Genomic DNA, 19,743 nt, shown 5'->3' with positions numbered 1-19,743 from the left:
ATTTTTAAACATTTATCTAGTTCATAAACTTCAAGTATTGCAAAACTTGTTTGATCATCACCGCTGCCTCAGCACGTGTGGCTGCATCTTGCGGAGCAAAAGCTGTTTCTGTTTTGCCTTTGATTAATCCTTGGCTTGCTGCTTCTGTTACGGCTTGGGTAGCGTAACCAGAGATACTAGCTTGATCGGCAAATGGAGTGCGCAATTGAGCTTCTGCTCTATCATCTCCTTGAACGAGCTGAATAGCGTTCATGATCATCACGACCATTTGCTCTCTCGTAATCCGTGAATCCGGACTAAATTTACCTTCACCAACGCCTTGAACCAAACCAAGTTTCGCTGCTGTGTTCACATCCTGTGCATACCACGCAGTTGTATTAACATCTGCAAACACATTCGTTAACGACTCCGTTGATAACCCCAGTCCTCTTACCAGTAGTGCCGCAAATTGAGCACGTGTAACTTGGCCTGCTGGTGCAAACGTCCGATCCGACATTCCGTTAATGATCAGTTTAGAAGCTAAGGTTTCAACATCCTTTTGTGCCCAATGTCCAATCATATCATCGAATGTTTTCTTGTTCTGAACGATGGTGTATAGACCATTTTCATGTCCGAAGATCGAGACTTCAGTCTTGCCGTTCTTCACATTAAACACCGATGGTACGAAACGCATTTGTCCTGTAACCGAATCGAATATAACAGCGGTCGCAGTCGATGGATCTTGAATAACGCCATCCATATTTATGACACGTGTCATAAACGGATTTCCGAAACGTTGAAGCTCTTCTTCTTTATCATTCGATTTAAGAATGACTTTGTACGCGATGATGTCGCTTACTCGTTTCATTCCTTTTTCTACTATGGATTGTTCAAACTTCTGCTCATGCTGTGAAGTCACATTATCCATTCGAATGATTAAGGTTGCACCCGCAACTTTAGCTGCTTTCTCAAGTTCTTCACGATTAAGATTGGCAAGTGGAAGTTCATAACTGCCTAAATGGCTTCTTAGTGTTATGATTGTTTCCTTATTTGCTTTCAAGCTGTTGTACAAGACATCCAATGGCAAATTGACTGCATTCCATGAATTCATTCCCGGAATCTCGATGTCAAGATTAGGGGTTCCTGTAGTTTTGTTAAGAGCTTCTAACTTCTTCGCTAAAGCTTCCTTATCAATGTTAATGGTCAGGCTCGTTATTCCGTTCTGTGCAGTTTCACTTTGTAGTTCTTTTCCTGCTGGAACATAACGATGTGGATCTTCTTTTGTAGGAGGGGTCGTTGGTGTAGGTGTAGGACTCGTTGATGTCGTTGGGTTGCCTGGATTTGTTCCTGGGCTTGGAGTAGGCTCTGGGCTGTCATTTTGACCGCTTATCATAATCTCTTTTATTCCGTAAACAGTGGTGTTATCAACGGATGTTGCAACGACTTTCACAACGCCGTTCTTCGCAGCCGTTAACAACCCATTTGTATTGATGATTGCTTTATCCGCTACAGTTTTTCCATCTGCTTCATAGACCGCCCACGTAACGGACTTATTCGTAGCATCAGCTGGTAGAACTTCCGCTTGTAACTGCAGAGTTCCTTTCTTCACTTCAATGGACGACGAAACGCTCGATATTGAGATAGACTGTACTTTAACATGTTGATTCTTTGAAGCCTCTAATACTTGAATTGCTGAATTCAAATCATTTGTTGCTTGTTCTAACTCAGACTGTGTAGCTGAATCATTGTCAAGCACTTGCTGTGCCTCCATGATCGAATCCATCAGTTTCTGTTTCGAACCTATTGGATACTGACCAACAGCCGTTCCTTCCACGACTAAATCATGAATGGCTCGTGCATCAGCGATTCGTGCGGCAAGTTGTGCTCTATTAACATCATCGCTTACGATCACATTCGCAACAGCTGGGATCACTGTGCCGTCTACCGCTCCACTTACGCTAAAGACACCCGCTTCGGCATACTGTGAAGGATCAATTACGTCCCATACAACTGATTTATTTTGGGTTGTTCCATCGCTGTATACAGCCGTTACAACTGTTGGCAGTACAGGTGGAGTTCCAATCACCGTAGCTACATTGACTGGCATGATATTTGTAATCACTGGTGCAGCTACAGGCTCCCATTTCGCATAGAGAGTAATATCATTTGCCGGAACTGTATCAACAGTAAAATCCCATACTGTATTCAAGGCTGCGTCTTGATACCAATTCACAAATTTAAATCCATCACGAGTCGGTTCTGTTGGCGCAGTAATTTTCGTACCGACTTCAACCCCATACAAGGAAGAAATCGAACTTCCTCCATTACTATTGAAGTTAATAGTCGCACCGGTATTGAGTTGGGAGATTTTCCACTCATCATGCCAACTTACCGCAACTCTGCGATTCTCGTTATCGAGTTCAATTGGAAGCCAAACATATCTGGAATCACTCAAATTATTCGGGTACCAGCGATCGGCCATAAAGATAAATTTATTCGGCACGAGAGCGCCATTACCATCCCGATAAGGCAGTACAAATGTGCTTTGACTTCTGAAGGTAGTACCATCATAGTCGTTAACCATAGGATCGCCTTTATCTTCCCACGGTCCAAGCATACCCTTAGTGGAGACGTGGTATTTGGCACGGTTAGGATTCCAACCAGTCAGCCAGGAAGTAATCATATAATAGGCACCATCTTGCTTAAAGATCGCTGGCGCTTCTCTCTGGTCGCTATGTGCTCTAACATAGTGAGTTCCTTCTAAGGTTTCACCCTTCTCATTCTGAGCTGGACCTGTGTAATCATCATTCAACATCATGATCACGGTCGTATTGTTTTCTTCAGAAGAATAAACCAAGTAGGCTTTGTCATCCGTTGCTTCATTACCATCGTCATCGACATACAAGGTCATATCCCGAAGCATTCCTTCATTGCCACCTTTATCACCTACATTTGGCAATCGGGATGTGCCGAGATATTTGAATGGTCCAGTCGGCGAATCGCTTACAGCAACACCACCTTCTGCTGTCCAATATTCGCCAGCAATCGGTCCGTCTTGATGCCACCACATCACATAATTGTTGTTCTTCTTGTTGTAGACGACTTTAGGACGCTCGACAACTTTATCCCAGTTGAAATCTTTATACATCTTTTGCTTCTCTTCATTCGAATAATTCGAATACAGCGCATTTAGCTCAGCGATTCGAGCTGGTGAATTATGTTTACTGAGCGTATTGTTTGGCGCTTTCATGTTACCTGTGTAATCTTCATCTTTACTTTTAATTTCTACTTTCCTATCCGGATCGTATGGAACCCCGCTATTCTTGTACGTTTCAGAATTTTCATCCAGATATAATGGCAGGTCATTTCCAGCCGGCACTACAGCTTCGCCAAGTTGAGGGTTATTGAAGACAGGCAATACGATGCCTTCATTTTGCCATTTGTACAAATCTTTGGACGAATATGCGTGAACTCCAGTAGGAAGATAACCTTCCGTCTTGTCTTCACCGTACCAGTAATATGTCTTATTCTTCTCGTTGTACAGAATGCCTCCGCCATGTGCTTGAATCGGTACGCCTTCCGTATCTAACCATACTTCACCACTCTTAATGGAGTTTCTGTTATTTACAGTCAAATAGAGATTGTATAAGTCTTTTATCTGTCTGGTGTATTGCGAAATGCTTTCTTCGGTTAAATCACTAAGATCACCGATCGTTGTAATTTGCTTTTCTATCGCAGCTTTCACTTTTGGACTAATGTCTGACAACGTACGCAATTGATCAATTGCTGCTTGTAGTTTACTAGTATCAAAAGTCGCTGTTTGTTTCTGACTAACTGCAATTTCTGCAGCGCTGAGTGTGTTACCGTCACCGCCAGTAGATATAGCCTGAATGGCGATATACCGAGCTTCAACGGATTTGAACGTTGCGGATTGAACACTCGTGCTATAGTCATCAAAAGAGCCATTTGCTGCAAATTTGAAATTCTCGTCCAAATAAGCTTGCGTACCGACAGCGTCAGCAGGTAAATCCTTCAGGTTCGCATCGCTGTAATAGATTTTGAACTGTTTGATGCGGCCATTCGCTTTGTCTAGTCTTGGTGTAACAAGCACCTTCCCAACGTCAGGAACGCTCTCTCCCAGATCTATAACGATATAATCGCCAGATTTGTATTTCCGTCCGTTCTTGTCCCAGTTAGATTCGTAGAAGGTAGAAATATCGTTATCCACCATTAGATTAGCAGGATTCGCGTGATAGGCTTCTGGTGTATAGAAAAGGCTCATTCCCTTAATATTTGGATTACTGTTTTGAATATTGGATATTTCAGTTAAGATAAGGCTGGCAAATTTCACGATCTCTTCTTGTGTCGCTGTTGCGCTATTTAGCAGAGTACTTGCTTGACTAAGGATCGCGTTCAGATTCTTGAAGTAAGACTCATCTTTCCCAGAATCTGTTTTGAATTTCTCTGCAGCTTGAATTGCGCTGTCTAAGCTGGAGAAATCCACTTTATATCCCTGCTTGTTAAAAATATTGATCTCTGCAGCAGATGCATATTGCTTACCTGCATCGCTTCTCGATTCAAGTGCAGTAAATCTAACATATTTAGCACCCTGCGCATTAAAGGTTGCTGATTTCTCTGTCTTATCGGCATTCCAAGTTCCTTCTGCAACTACTTTGGTGAATTTATCACCATCGTCACTTACAGAAACTTCGAACTTAGTGACTACACCATTCCAGTCCACATCCTGTCGTGGCAAATATTGAAGTTTGTAAATACCGTTATATGCTTTACCGAGATTATAAGTAATGGAATGCGGGAGTGTTGAATATTCGTTGTTATATGCAGTATGCCATTTAGTCCAAATATCGCCATCAATCGTTTTCTCCGGCCCATCCTCAGATGCGGAATTGTCAGATGTTGCCGTCATCTGGCTTTGTGGGATAAGTCCTTGGCCTAAAACGCTATATTCTACGTTCAGTTTGTAAACGATTTGCGTGATCTCTTCCTGTGTTGCTAAAGTGTTCTTTTGAACAACTTTGGCTTCATCCACCAAATCTTGCAATTCCGATACATTTACATTTGCGTTATTAGCTGAGATATAGTCTTCTGCTCTAGAAATTGCATTAGCGAGTAAAGTCGTATCCACTGTGAAATTGGACTTTCTCATAATATTTATCTCTGCAGCCGATGCGTACTGCGCTCCAGACCCATTACTTTCATCTACCTTTAACCTTACAAACTTCGCTTTTCGCGAAGAAAACGTTGCAGTTTTTTCAGATTTATCGTTCTTCCAGGTTCCTATCGCAACCGGTGTGAAGTTATCGCCATCCGAACTCACTTCGATGGTAAACTTCGTTGCGATACCGTTCTCATCTTTATCTTGCCGAGGCAAATAGCTCAGCTTGTTGACATCATCATATTGCGCTCCAAGATCATAAGTAATCGAATGCGGCCCCGCATCATAAGGTTCCCAAGAAGTGTGCCAATTCGTCCAATTATTCCCATCCAGTGTTCTTTCAGCTTCTTCACCAGACTGAGCACTACTTGCGGTTACCGTCATATCGCTCTGAGGAATAAGTAAGTTGCTTGTAAAGGAAGCTCCATCAATTACGAAAGTTGTAATAGATTTCGCGCCAACCTTCGCTTGCAGCATTTTATCCAAAACAGGAATTTTGTCCTTTTGTACGACATTCTCTGTCGCGGAAGAAACATAAGGCGTTGCATCCCCAGTGACTGTATCGAACTGTGACAAATCTAAAGAAATATTTTGACTGGTTACGTTAGGATTTCTATAAACAACATGAATTTTTTTAGTTGAAGGATCATAAGCGGCCAACGTGTTATCGTCGGTATCCTCTATGAAACGTGCACCCTGTGGAATAAATTTACTAAATTGCTGCATGGCGTAATACTTCTTCGTATACCACCATTCTCGCGTGTCGAAATCTGCATGAAGGAGACCCCAGTTCATGTTCTCCTTATCCTTCTGCATATTCTTCTCGCTTTCAAACGCTTGCCAAGTGATCCACGCCGTAGGTTCTAGCCAAGTAATGTCCGTCATAATTCTTTCTGCCAATGCTAGTGCTGGTTCGAAATCATCATGGTCGTGGGCAACCCCAGAAGGACCTAAATCCACTTCAGACATCCACAACGTCTTGTCTGCAGCTTTCGCGGCATCTCTGATCTCAGCTCGCTTTGAACCACCGTAGGAGTGGGTATTCATTTTACCAACATTAGCTTTAGTTGTCTCATCATAAGAGTTCCAGTTACTTACAAAGGTGTCCAGAATAGATTCATCCATGGCAGCTATTTGTACAGATTGTAGATTTGCTGCATCCAATTTAGCACGTGTCGTATTTATGATCTTCATTTGAGAACCAACATCCCAGTGGGAACCCTCTTGACCCCCACCGAATCCCCAGTAACTCGTACTAGGTTCATTCACTGGTGATAGATAATTGAAGTCAATATTCCAGTCATCTTTGAAATGCTTAACCACTTCTGTCAAATAATTAGCAAAGTTCTCGTACTCATCCGGCTTCAAGTTGTCTTTTCCCGAATCCCAGTGACCAGTCGTACTTCCGCTTTCCGTCATATAATACGGAGCAGAGTTCGAGAACGCTTCCAGAATGTTGGCACCTCGTTCTTTAGCCGCCTGCAGCCACCAACGCTGATTAGCATCTTGCGCCCAATCAAATACTCCAGGTGATGGCGAGAATCCGGGTACTTCCCCTCCTTGGCGCATCGTATTGTAAGCAGGATTCTCTCCGCCGCCTATATTATATCTAGCAATATTAAAATTCAATCCGTCTGGAGAATATAGTGCATCAGCCATTGCATTTTTGACTTTATCGTTCCAACCACCAGTGATATTACCAAACCAGGCAAGTGAGGTTCCCCACCCCTCCCAAGATTGCTTCATATGGTTTGGATCTAATTTAATCGTAGTATTCGCTGCCTCTACCTTCTGACCTGTTAAACCCATAAACATAGGTACGACTAAAGAAATAGAAAGAAAAGACATGGTCAACCTTCGTTTAACTGTAGTAATCATCCAGATTACCCCCTTCTCATAAAAATAATCATAGAAACCACTTCTTTACTATCTTCCGATCAACATTGCAAACTATTTTTTAGATTCCAAACACCTCCTCCATAAAATGTAAACGATTACAAATATGTATAAATAAACTATTACATCATTCACAAATAGGATTTGGTTGCCCCAACCTTATCCATTGAGGCAACTGCTATCCGTCTCTAATTATGCTCTGCGAATTGTAAATTCAAAATCCAAATCTATTGATGGATCAATTAAATATTCATCAAGAACTGGTGCTCCCCAGCTGTCATCACCGCCAACGCCCATTTGACGACCGGCAATCGTAACAACGGTATGATGAATGTTCGGCAGCTCATAATGATGCGTCGCATTCTCCAGCTCCATTGCCGAATATGGCGATATGTTGGCTTCAACAGGGGCTGAGAATGGTGAGGATATAATAATCCCTTGACCAAGATCGTTGGTTACGGATACTTCGCGCACACCTGTACGGTTGCCTGATTCCTGCGGTACCAAATAGGACGATACATTGTCCACCGCATGATTCTGAAAGCGACACAATCTCGCGCCAAACGAACGGTCAATATAATTTTCTTCTGGCCCATTCGCATACCAATTCAGCTGGTAATAATCCGCTGGCACCTTGAAGGTTAAAGCAAAGAGGGGAAACTTCGGTAAACCCGGCTCTCCATGGTAGCTTGATTTTACCTTTATGCTCCCATCGGAGAACACCGTGTAAGTTACACTTACTCGTACTTCCTCTGACACACTCAGTTTATACACGTAAGTCACAGTCGCTCGGTCTTCTTCTTCCATAAGCTCGAAGCTTAAGGTTCTTCGGCTCAAACTTGCAGCATACCAAATGGAAGAGTCGAAATGCATTCCCGCCCCCTTGTCGTTGTCTGTCATCGCTCTCCAGAAGAGCGGTGCCGGCGGCGAAGAGATCATTTCCCGTCCCGAATATTTGACAGATATTAGTGTACCAGCCTGCTTCGAGAACATTACAGAGAAGTCACGACCGTGAACGCCAATATTTACATCCCCTTCAACTACGCGAAAATCATTTACACTAGTGCTTACCTTAGGCTGTGTTGTAACCTCATCTCCTGACTTGTTCTCCACTTGAAATACATACTGTCCAAAAGCGATTTCATAACCAGCGCTTGCCCATAACGAATCTTCTTTGAGCACAAGAGAAACATCTAAACTATACTCACCAGACAGTTTAGTCTCTGGTAAATCAAGTTCTACATATCTTTCTTCTCCGGGTTTAACCTGGGCGAATACAATGCCACGATGGAATTCCTTGCCCTCATAATTCAGACAATAGTTCAATTTATAAGCATCCAAGCCAACAAATAAGTTCTCATTTCTGATGATAACCCCATAGCAATCAGGGGAAAGTTTGACGTTCTGATATAGAAATTTCACTTCCTGCATTTTCGGAGACCATCTGCGATCCGCATACACAATTCCGTTTCCTGAGAAGTTGTAATCGGTTGAACGGTCATCGAAGTCTCCACCATAAGCCATATAAGGTTTGCCATATCGATCATTTTTTACGATGACCTGATCCATGAAATCCCAGATAAATCCACCTTGATACATTGGATACTTCTGCTCTAGCTCTGTGTATTTATGCAATCCTCCAACGGAATTCCCCATCGCATGCATGTATTCGCAGCTAATATATGGCTTTAATGGATTCTCTTTTAAATACATTTCGATATCTGCTGCTTTCGCATACATCCGGCTTTCCATATCACTCGCATCATCATAATCCCGGTTATGGAACACCCCTTCGTAATGAACCAGACGCGTAGAATCCTTCTCACGAAAATAATTCGCTACGTTCCGAATAACTTCTCCGGCAAAAGACTCGTTGCCACAGGACCAAATCAGAATCGATGGATGGTTTTTGTCTCTCTCCACCATGGAAATCGCACGATCCATTACGATATCCTGCCATTCAGGCTTACTGCCCGGAATGTTCCAAGACGGTTCTACAACACCCATTTTTTGCCATGATCCATGCGATTCTAAATTCATCTCGTCAATAACATACACACCGTACTCATCACACAGCTCATACCAGAGTGTTTCATTCGGATAGTGCGACGTCCGTACAGCGTTGATATTCGCCTGTTTCAAAGTCTTTATATCCCACAGCATATCTTCTTTCGTAATACTGCGTCCGAAGCGCGAATTAAACTCGTGCCGGTTGACACCTTTGAATACAATACGTTTACCATTTAAGTGCATAATCTTATCGATCATCTCGAATTTTCGAAATCCAACCTTTTGCGGCACAACTTCCACAAGATCCCCGGATGCGTTGAAGACAGATACGTAAAGGGTATACAAATTAGGATCTTCTGCGCTCCACAGATGAACCTTTGATGCCTCAACCGTAAGCGAAACGGAATCTCCTGAAATTCCAGTCTCGCTACGAACTACAAGATTACCTGCCTTATCCTTAAGTTCAAGGACCACTTTCGAAGCAGGCTTACCCATCAACTGCAATACAGCCGTTAGCGTTCCCTGCTCAAACTTCTCATCCAGATCGGTCTGAACGTGGAGATCCCTCACGTGAACATCAGGCACAGTATATAGATACACATCGCGAAAGATTCCGGAGAAGCGCCAGAAATCCTGATCCTCCAACCAACTTCCGGTACTGCGCTGATAGACCTCAACCGCCAGCTTATTCTCACCTGCCGTCAAGTACGGTGTCAGATCAAATTCACTCGGCGTAAAGCTATCCTCGCTATAGCCAATAAACTCCCCATTTAGCCAGATATAAAAAGCGGATTCAACTCCCTGAAAAGAGATATACAGTGGACGTTGCTCCCAGCCTAAAGGCACTTCAAAATATTTAACATAGCTGCCTACAGGATTGTGATCCTCAGATATCATTGGAGGTCTAAGATGCTCATGACCATCCCATGGATACATCGTATTCACGTACTGAGGCTGCCCAAAACCCTGAAGCTGGATATGTCCAGGAACCTCAATATCATCCCATCCTCTACAGGACACGTTCTCCTTATAAAAATGCGCCTGTCGTTCCATAGCGTTGTGGGCGTAGCTAAATTTCCAGCTTCCGTTCAGGCTATGGCGCCAACGCATATCTCCAAGCCCTTCAGCCTCAAATTTCGTCTCGTAATACCGATGATCGGAGTGCGCATGTATTCTGCCTACTGCATAAATGGAAGGGTCTGACAACCATTCCAAACTTGGAGCGACGCCCCGTTCAACCTGCTGCTTCATCTAATTTTCCTCCTTCTGCTTTAAAATGATCATTAGCTTATTTAACTGAACCCGTCATCCCAGCCACAAATTGCTTTTGCATCATGAAGAATACAAGGGCAGTCGGCAGGGTCGTAATGACAATCGCGGACATAATCAGACCATAGTCAGGCGCATAACCCGATCCAAGATTCGATATTAGCAATGGCACGGTCATATTTTCTGGTGATTGCAATACGATCAAAGGCCATAAATAGTTGTTCCAGCTGTTAAGGAAGGTGATAATCGCCGCGGCAGCATAAGTTGATTTCATCGTTGGCATATATATGCGGAAGAATAAACCAAATTCCGAAAGACCATCGATGCGACCGGCTTCCATCATTTCTTTAGGAAACATTTTTGTATTTTGTCGGAAGAAGAAAATTAAGAATGCTGTTGTAAATGTCGGCATAATAACTGCTGCTGCTGTATCGATACCAAGGAACGGCACGACACTCGATACTTTGGCGAACATTTGAAATAGAGGTACCATGATTGCCGCGAACGGAATCATCATAGAGGCTAGTAAGATATTAAATACGATATCTTTACCACGGCTGCGGTACATTTCAAAACCATATCCAGCCGCCGATGCTACCAATAGTGAAAGTAAAGTAGTAACAACAGAGATTTTTGCAGAATTCCAAAGAGCCTGCCACATATCCACTGAACTAAAGAGATTGTCTATATTTTTAAAGAGATGCGTACCCGGAAGTAATGTCCCTTTAGTTACATCAACCGACTGATTTGTGGCACTAATAACCATCCAGATAAATGGAAAGATAGAGATCAGCGCAGCGATGACTAGAAACAGGTAAGTAAACATGCGTTTAGTTTTCATTATCTCTTGTCTCCTCCTACTTTGTTCTGAATCAGCGTCAGAATGAGTACCATTACAACAATCGAGTAGGAGACGGTTGCAGCGTATCCAAAGTCAGGTGTGTATTCAAAGGAAAGGTTGTAAATATATTGGGAAATCGACATGGTTGCATTGCCGGGTCCACCTTTCGTGATGTTAACCACCTCATCAAACAACTGAAGTGTTCCAATGGTCGATGTTATCGTCGTAAACAAGATAATCGGTTTCAGTAGAGGAATTGTGATTTTGAAAAATTGAGTAAATGCACTAGCGCCATCTATGTGAGCAGCTTCATATATAGATTTGTCTACATTTTGCAGGGATGATAAATAGAAAATCATATTATAGCCAGTAAAGCGCCAGGTGATAGCAATGATGATCGTAACTTTGGCCCAGAAGGGGTCAGTAATCCATTGAATCGGTTCGCTGATTAGATGAAAATTCACCAGAAATTTGTTAATGATCCCTTCGGCTCCAAACATGTACTTGAAAACAACGGAATACGCTACAAGTGAGGTTACCGTCGGCAGAAATATAGCCGTTCTGAAAAAACCCTTAAATTTCAGTCTATCGTCATTTAGCAGGACGGCGATAAAGAGCGCCAGTACCAGCATGACTGGAACCTGAATAATCAAATAAATAAATGTATTTTTGACGGCAGTAAGAAAAGTAGTATCGCTAAACAATCGAATATAGTTATCTAGTCCGGTAAAATGAAGATTGCTTCCTCTACCCGACTTAAAAGATAGAATTAAAGCTTGAATCATTGGATAAAAATAGAAAACGCTGATCATAATGACCGGCACAAGGACGAATAACCAACCCGTCAGACGGATCTGCCGTGACCCTTTAGAGCTCTTATGTTTTTGCGGGCTTAGCCCTGTCTTTATAGTTTCCACTCCACTCCGCACCCTTCTGTCTTATATATTAGAGATGAAAGCCCCTGCTACCTATCCTTCTGTATAAATCCAATTTACAGGAGAAGAAGGAGCAAGGGCATCGGTTGTACAGCCTAAGTGCGATTAGCGAATTTGAGTATCCGCTTGCTTCTGCGCATCTTTCAGAACAGTGTCTACATCTTTGCCACCTAGATAAGATTGTACTGCTACAACCATAATGTCCTCGATTGCGTAAGTGTTCATGCCATAGTTGACGTTAGGAATTTGCTCGGTCCATGCTGCAAAGTCTGATACGACCTTTTGGCCTTTGAAAAATTCATCCGCAGCTGAGTAAGCTTCACCGCTCGCCGCAGCTTTCAAGGTGCCGATAACACCAACTTTTGTATTCAACGTCTGATACAGTTCAGCATCAGAAGCAAAAGTCTTAGATAGGAACTCAGCTGCTGCTTCTTTACCATCTACATTCATTACGTACCAGGAACTACCTCCAAGGTTGGAAGCGTGAACAGAGCCTTCTGTTGCTCCTAACTTAGGTAGTGGAGCTACTGCCCATTTACCAGATTGAGAAGCTTCTGCTTTAATCGAAGGTGTAATCCAGTTACCTGTAGGTACACTAGCCACTTCACCACCATTGAATGCACCTACAAACTGACTCCAGTCTGAAATTACTTTTACGATCCCGGAATCCATCATTTCTTTGTACATCACAAGTGCCTCTTTCAAAGCAGGGTTGCTTTCTATAGTCGGAGTCTGACCATCATCTCCGGTATACCATGCGCCCGCCGATTGGATCATCACTCGGATAAGACCAAGATCGTTCGGATCAAGTGTTAGCATGCTTTTGCCGGTTTTCTCTTTTACAGCTTTACCGATCTCGATATATTGCTTCCAGTCGATATCCTGTAATGCATCCAGGCTGTAGCCTGCTTGCTCGAGATAGTCTGTCCGTACATACATTCCAGTTACTCCAGAGTCAAACGGAACACCGTATTGTTTGCCGTCAACACTGGTAGGGCCAATCTTATAATCCGCAAAGTCAGCAGCCTTTACAACATCCGTCAATTCATAAAAAGAATCTGGATAAGCTTGTAAGAAGCTCTGTGCACGATAATCTTCGATCAACACAATGTTAGGCAGACCCTTCGTGGAACCAGAGTTTAGCCCCGTATTCAGCTTTTGAACGATATCAGCTTGCGCGTTCTCAACGACGTTAACCGTTACGTCCGGATTAACTTTCGCATAAGCATCTTTGGCAACATTCATAGCGGCAATGTTAAACGCCGGGTCCCAAGCCCAAACTGTAATCTCTTTTGGCTTGCTGCTACCTTCGGCACCGGAGTTACCAGAGTTGCTCGTTTCATTTTTCGTTCCACCTGTGGAACATGCCGACAGTAGAACCACACTAGCTAGCATTACGGATAATAATTTTTTCACTACGTAAACCCCCTTGATAGTCTGAAAAATAATAAAGATGGAAGCGTTTTCTCTGCTACGCCTCCATCTTATCATTTTGTATTCGTTTTCTTTGGCAGTATCTTTGTTAGCTTTGGTGATATTATTGGGTCCTATTTTGATTCTCATATCGACTCTGGTACTTTTTTTAGATTCATGTAAAATTTTTAGTTTTTTAACAATGGAAGCGTAACAACGATTTGTGTACCTTCATTCCGTTTGCTTGTAATATTAATCCCGTATCTCTCACCGTATAACAATTTGATTCTGTCATCCACATTCCGTATACCGATCCCCGAGAATAGTTGGCGTTTGTGCTTCGAAGCTGGTAGCTGCTCCTCTTCCAGCAAATTCGGGTCAAGATCCATTCCATCACCGTTATCTACAACTTCACATACTAGTTGCTCTTCCTGCACGGAAATCATGATGAGAATTCTTCCCTCATCTTTAAGGTTGAATGCATGAAAGAAAGCATTTTCGATAAAAGGTTGAAGAATTAGCTTCGGCATATGATAATCCAAGCTCTCTGGCTCCACAAAGTAATTCACACGGATCTTCTCACCATATCTCACGTGATTGATATACACATAATGCTTCAACGACTCCAATTCTTGACTAACAGGAATGGTAGAATGAACATCGCTTACTGTATTTTGCAGGAGTGAGATTAGTGAATTTATCGTTCCAGCTGCTTTTTCCTTATTGCCCTGCTGCACTAGAAATTTGATAGAAGCCAGCGTATTATATAAAAAATGTGGGTTAATCTGCATTTGGAGTGCCGCCAGCTCCGCATTACGTTGTTGCTTTTGAGTCTCCATCAGCTTATCAACATAATCATGAAGTGAATCAAGCATAAAATTGAAGGCGTTACCTAACTCCTTAACTTCATAACTACTATTAGTGACATCTACATGATTATCGAAATCACCTGTAGGAATACTCGACATCTGTTTAACGAGTACACGCAAGGACTTCGTCATTTTTCGGGTAATCAAAAAAACAATAATGAGCGATATTGCCACGATAGCCATGATTGTCAGTGTCACCGCTTTGGCATTCACCATCTGTCCGGTCACGGCGTTCTTATCTATCAGGTTCACCATATAAAAATCAAATTCAGGTAAGTATTCCGAGAAAACAATTCGTTCATTCCCCATCACATAGGTAGAATCGCCATTTTTACCTCCATCCTCTACTTCTTGCAGCAGCTTTTTATCGCGGAGCCCAATCATTTCTGTCTTGCTGCTGGATACAATTAATCCCTTCTTATTCAGCAACACGACGTCATTACCCTCACTCGTAAAGTTAGCATAAAAGGGCTTGAAGTCTCGATCACGAATGGCTACATACATGGTGCCATAAATTCTTCCGGTCGAATGATCAAATAAAGCTTTGGAAGCTACCAGCATAGGCTCTTTCACGTTCTCTTTATTTTCCCTTAGATCGAGCTGGTACAGGATTTGATCAGGATGGGATATGGTTTCCTTCGTTATTGGGTGAGCCATTAGTTCATCTGCAGAAATGTCCCAATACCAAGGATCTGTTGAATAACTCCTGCCATTTACACCCACGATCATGATACCAACATCAACGGCGCTGAGGTTAGAGCGGATTGCCCGCATGCCCTCTGTCATGTGATATGTTTTGATCGCAAGATTCACTGCATCCGTCTCTCCGCTAGATAAATAATTCCGGATAGCTTCATTTTGAGCCATCATAGTAGCACCGGTAGCAATAATGTTGTTATACGATTCCAGGTTTGACTTCATCTGATTCAGCAGTTTGCCGTTTGTAATACTAAAGGTCTGTAAAAATAATTTCTCCGACATACTAATTGTAATAGCCAGCGTCAAGAGTGATACAGTTACGATGCTAATTAGGGTCACGAGAAACAGCTTGAGGAATAAGCCCTGCTTTCTAATATTGTTAATGAAATTTCCAATCATGGCTGCTCTACGTCCCGTCTCCGGTACCGGCTTGGAGAAATGCCAGTCTGCTTTTTAAATACCTTGGTGAAATAACTCTGATCTGAATATCCCACGCTTGCGCTAATATCAGAAATTGATTTTTCTGTTGTCTCGAGCAATTCCATAGCTTTTTCCAAACGGACTTTATTCAGGTACTCACTAAAGCCTTCTCCATTATGGGCAGTAAAATAACTCGATAAATAAGAAGCATTGAAGTGGAACTGTCTAGCTACCCCTGTCAGTGTGATCGGATCTGCATAATGATTCTGAATATATTCGAGTAGCTTTGTCATATTGGGGTTAACCGATGAATTCGTCTCACCAATCGTGCGCTCAACTTCTCGAATGAATGCTTCGGTAACAGCAATAGCATCACTTGCATACATTGCTTCATCTATTTTTCGGAAGTAGTCGTATTTGGTCTCCTCCAGACCTCCGATCTCACATTTCATTTTTCCAAGCGTGGTCGCTACGTTAAATATAAAGTTGCCCAATAGCGATTTAAATTCGAAAATATCAATGCGATAATCCATTGAACGCAGATGGACATATTCAAGAAACTCTGTAAATGCCTTCTGGAATTGCTTACGTCTCAACTGGTCCATTAATTCTCCCATATCAATTTCCTGATATGCACCCGGAAGACCCGGCAAATGATCATTCTCAATCAGACTTCGTTCTGGCAAGTAGAAACTGTATCGTGTAAGCTTCAAGTAATTGTCTCGATAAATCTCACCAAGTCTCTCAAAGTGCGCGAAGCTCTGACTGATAATAAAATGTGTTTCTCTCACACGATGTTCTATTTCTGAGATCAGATAACGGAGTTCAATCACAAGCTCGTCCCAATGTTCTGGATTAACGTTAAGCAAATAAATGACCGAGTCGTTAACAAACTTTAACCGAATAAACACAACATCGTCCAATGCTAACTTTTGAATTCCTCTTTCGATTTCATTTGCGAACGTTAACTTATCACCAGAATCTTTAATATGCTTCATATCTGCTCCGAAAAATGCGAATTGTGCGTGTGGAAACTTGGAATGAAGCAAAGCAGGTTCTAGCACTGACTCATATCCCGTCATGAGCTTCTCGATCGCGAACAAAAGCTGCTTTTCCTCTGGATCGGCCCCTGGGTCGCTTATCTTCATCCCTGCCATCTTAGCTGTAGTTTTATTTAGGATAGACAACAGATAATCGGCTTCCAGTTTCGGCTTAAGGATGTAATCCGCTACCCCACTCTGAAATGTGGAACGGACATAATCGTATTCACTGAAGCTGCTTAAGACGATTACTTCAATGTGTGGGTACTTCTCCTTAACGATCTTGACTAGCTTCTCCCCGCCCATTATTGGCATTACGATATCCGTAATAATAATATGAGGATTCAGCTCATCCATCATACTCAGTGCTTCAACACCGTTAGAGGCCTCCCCGACGATTCGATACCCTTCTTGTTCCCAATCCAAAAGATGTTTAATTCCCTGTCTAACCAGCATCTCGTCATCCACAATCATAATCTTAAATATTGGTTTCATATCTGCCCCCTTGCAGCTGTTCAACCTGTTATTATGTTCATTCACTGATTGAACAAATTTAAAAAGTCATACAAATGATCAGAACGCCGTTCCTCCATACTATCGAAGCATTGGATGTAACCGTTTTCTATTTATCTGTTACAGTTCAATCCTTCCGACTTGGAGCGACCTTCTATACAAATAAAGCCTTGAGACTTACTTAAATTTGTTTAAACCAAATAATAGTCCTCACCAGCAATTATGGTCAAGTCCCCATTTTCAAATCCAATTCCAAGCACAAGTTAATTCATATGATTTACAATAATGATATATCGAATTACAATAAATTAATGTTGATTCGCGAGTGTTTTTTGTGTATTATATGGTTATCAAGCAAAGGAGAATGTCATATGAAAAAGAAATATCTATTAGCCGCTTCACCATTATTATTAAGCATCATCAGTTTAATGATCTCACGTATGGTGGGTTCAAGCGTGGGACCGGATGGAATCTTGCATGAGCCGGCTTTCTTCTTAATTCCGCTCAGTTACCTATTTTTTTTCTGCAGTATTGTAGCATTTCTATTCGTAGGTCTCGGGTCAGTCCTCAATAATAGAAAAAAGATTTCGTAATAGCGTTGTGTGGGGACATTAACTTTCATAGCAAAAAGAAAGAAGCCGCAATCTATCGCGGCTTCTTCTGTGTTGGATGTTCATTTTAAATTTGACATGAACTCTATAAACTCAATTTCTGCTGGAGTAAGACTACCAGCTCTTCAGCTGTATCCCAAACGATTGGACGGATATTCTTCACTTGTACGAAAAGATCATTAGCATCGCTGCTGTTCACAGTCCAAATCACTGGAATGTTCAACCCGAGCGCATATCCTGCAGTAAAATACACTTCAGGGGATTGGCCGGTTAAATCAGCGATAATCAGTTTACTCTCCTCTATAAGCTCTAAGGAATACGGTTCACGGTTATGCATTGACGTATGCCTTAGTAACCGTGGTATATAACCAAACTGCTCGATTTTAGGAAGCAGCTTATCCACCCACTCCGTGTGCAAATCCTCTGCATCTGACAATAGAACGATACAGGGTTTTAATTTTTTGCCTCCTGCGATTGCGGCAGCTTCATTCCATCCCTTGTCCGTCAGCTTAAAGGTCATGCCTTCCCTGATCATAAACTGCTCGTTAATCAGCTTATCTATGATATATACCAGTTCTTGCAGATTAGGCGAATACGTTAGGTTATAGCTACTGGAGAGTGGCTGAATAACAACGGATTCCCCAGGGGCTTCAGAATGTCTGTATAAGTATTGCAGTAAACGGTTTCCTTTATCTTCAATCGTCACTGGAATTTTCGAGGAATTTACAATGGATTCTAAATCGTCGGCCGATAGACTGACCTTTTCTCCGCGATCTGTCAGCTCCCGTATATAAGCCGATATCACATGAAACATATCGCGTTTCTTTGGATGCGCGAGAGAATTTATAGGCTCATAGCTGTCTCTCAATAAGTTATAGAACCCGTCAGGAGAACAATTACAGCCTAAAAATCTATCGTAATCACCTTCCGATGTAATGGATACCATCTCATCACAGAACAAGCAGTATTTCTTAATCATTACAACTCATCACCTCTTATTCATTGATATCCCCTTACCTTACCAAGAATATCTTAAAAAGTAGACAAGAAGATATTTCCTTTAGCACTGAACAAAGAAGTGAAATATCATAAATGTCCACAAAAAGACACTGACTTGTATCCGTGTCTTTTTATGGTCCGATGAGTATTTTTTTGGTTTTTGATATGCTCATTTAAAGCTGTTGATAGTATTATTTTTATATAAATAGAGAAAAAAATCATATTGACTCATTATTTGAAATTAAAGTATATTCTTAGCAAATGAACCATTATTTATTTATATTTTATGTATTTACTTTTGAGGATAGAGTCCTTTTTCAGATTCTATCGAATGACATGCAATACATTTACTGATTTAGGAGGTGATTAAGTTGAATACATAAATCTTGCTTTTAAAATGGACAGGCGGCAGGTTAAGAAATTAATTAAAATTGAAGAAGGAGTGTATTTTCATGAAACGAGTTCAAATTAGGTACGGAGTGAAAATGTTTTTGGCACTTGTGTTAGTTGTATCTGCATCGTCACTCGCACTAACTTCAAAGACGCACGCTGGAGTGCCAATTCCTCTCAAAATTATCAATGAACACAGCAATAACGTGCTGTCAGTCAGCGGAGCGGATTCACAAGCAGACGGTGCGCTTATCGTACAATACATCGATCAAGGAGCAGAGTATCAAAAATGGTATCTCGAAATTGCAGAAAACGGATATTATAATTTCAGAAACATAGCTAGCGGAGATTTATTGGATGTCAACGGAGCATCTTCATCCGATGGGGCCAGTGTTATTCAATGGCCGAGCAATAACGGGTGGAACCAACAGTGGGAGCTTATTCCAACTGGTGAAAAAAACATGTATAAAATTAAAAACCGAGCCAGTGGCAAGTTATTGGATATATCGGGACAAGATAAAACCAGCGGTGCGCAGGCCATTCAATGGAGTGATAACGGGGGTCACAATCAGCACTGGTATATAGAATATATACGAAAAAATTAAGCTATTGCCAAATACAAGAAATGGCGGTGCAGGGAAACATCCCGAGCATCGCCATTTCTTAATTTAACATATTTTAGG

General features: G+C 41.9%; 10 protein-coding genes. 2 read left to right on the top strand and 8 right to left on the bottom strand.

Annotated elements, in window-relative coordinates:
* Positions 1-16: 16 nt before the first annotated feature.
* From NSS87_RS14925 to NSS87_RS14895, 7 genes are all read right to left on the bottom strand, one after another.
* On the bottom strand, positions 17-7,033 hold the full coding sequence (locus NSS87_RS14925) for a discoidin domain-containing protein (RefSeq protein ID WP_339248168.1): 7,017 nt from the start codon (positions 7,031-7,033) through the stop codon (positions 17-19).
* Positions 7,034-7,243: 210 nt separating this feature from the next.
* Positions 7,244-10,312: a glycoside hydrolase family 2 TIM barrel-domain containing protein gene (locus NSS87_RS14920; RefSeq protein ID WP_339248166.1), complete on the bottom strand. Its 3,069-nt coding sequence runs from the start codon at positions 10,310-10,312 to the stop codon at positions 7,244-7,246.
* Between the two features lie 37 nt (positions 10,313-10,349).
* Positions 10,350-11,171, bottom strand: coding sequence for a carbohydrate ABC transporter permease (locus NSS87_RS14915; RefSeq protein WP_042188171.1), 822 nt, complete (start codon positions 11,169-11,171; stop codon positions 10,350-10,352).
* A complete protein-coding gene (locus NSS87_RS14910) occupies positions 11,171-12,079 on the bottom strand; it encodes a sugar ABC transporter permease (protein ID WP_042193893.1) in 909 nt (302 codons plus the stop codon). The genes NSS87_RS14915 and NSS87_RS14910 overlap by 1 nt, the downstream gene beginning before the upstream one ends.
* A 132-nt stretch (positions 12,080-12,211) precedes the next feature.
* A complete protein-coding gene (locus tag NSS87_RS14905) occupies positions 12,212-13,522 on the bottom strand; it encodes an extracellular solute-binding protein (protein WP_042188169.1) in 1,311 nt (436 codons plus the stop codon).
* Between the two features lie 185 nt (positions 13,523-13,707).
* Positions 13,708-15,486: a sensor histidine kinase gene (locus NSS87_RS14900; protein WP_149644523.1), complete on the bottom strand. Its 1,779-nt coding sequence runs from the start codon at positions 15,484-15,486 to the stop codon at positions 13,708-13,710.
* Positions 15,483-17,042, bottom strand: coding sequence for a response regulator transcription factor (locus NSS87_RS14895; RefSeq protein ID WP_339248160.1), 1,560 nt, complete (start codon positions 17,040-17,042; stop codon positions 15,483-15,485). Before NSS87_RS14895 ends, NSS87_RS14900 begins: the two co-directional genes overlap by 4 nt.
* 389 nt (positions 17,043-17,431) lie before the next feature.
* Here NSS87_RS14895 and NSS87_RS14890 point away from each other — a divergent pair, with 389 nt between their 5' ends.
* Entirely contained in the window at positions 17,432-17,653 is a 222-nt protein-coding gene (locus tag NSS87_RS14890; RefSeq protein ID WP_076299053.1) for a DUF3955 domain-containing protein, read from the top strand.
* Between the two features lie 103 nt (positions 17,654-17,756).
* Here NSS87_RS14890 and NSS87_RS14885 read toward each other — a convergent pair whose 3' ends face one another.
* A complete protein-coding gene (locus tag NSS87_RS14885; protein WP_042188161.1) occupies positions 17,757-18,650 on the bottom strand; it encodes a hypothetical protein in 894 nt (297 codons plus the stop codon).
* A 472-nt stretch (positions 18,651-19,122) separates the two neighbouring features.
* Here NSS87_RS14885 and NSS87_RS14880 point away from each other — a divergent pair, with 472 nt between their 5' ends.
* A complete protein-coding gene (locus NSS87_RS14880) occupies positions 19,123-19,665 on the top strand; it encodes an RICIN domain-containing protein (protein WP_339248156.1) in 543 nt (180 codons plus the stop codon).
* The last annotated feature ends 78 nt before the right edge of the window (positions 19,666-19,743 follow it).

The sequence above is a fragment of the Paenibacillus sp. FSL F4-0243 genome, assembly GCF_037963295.1.
Taxonomy (GTDB): Bacteria; Bacillota; Bacilli; order Paenibacillales; family Paenibacillaceae; genus Paenibacillus_AQ.
Note: the sequence above shows the minus strand (reverse complement) of the source record. Positions and strands in the feature narration are given on the sequence as shown.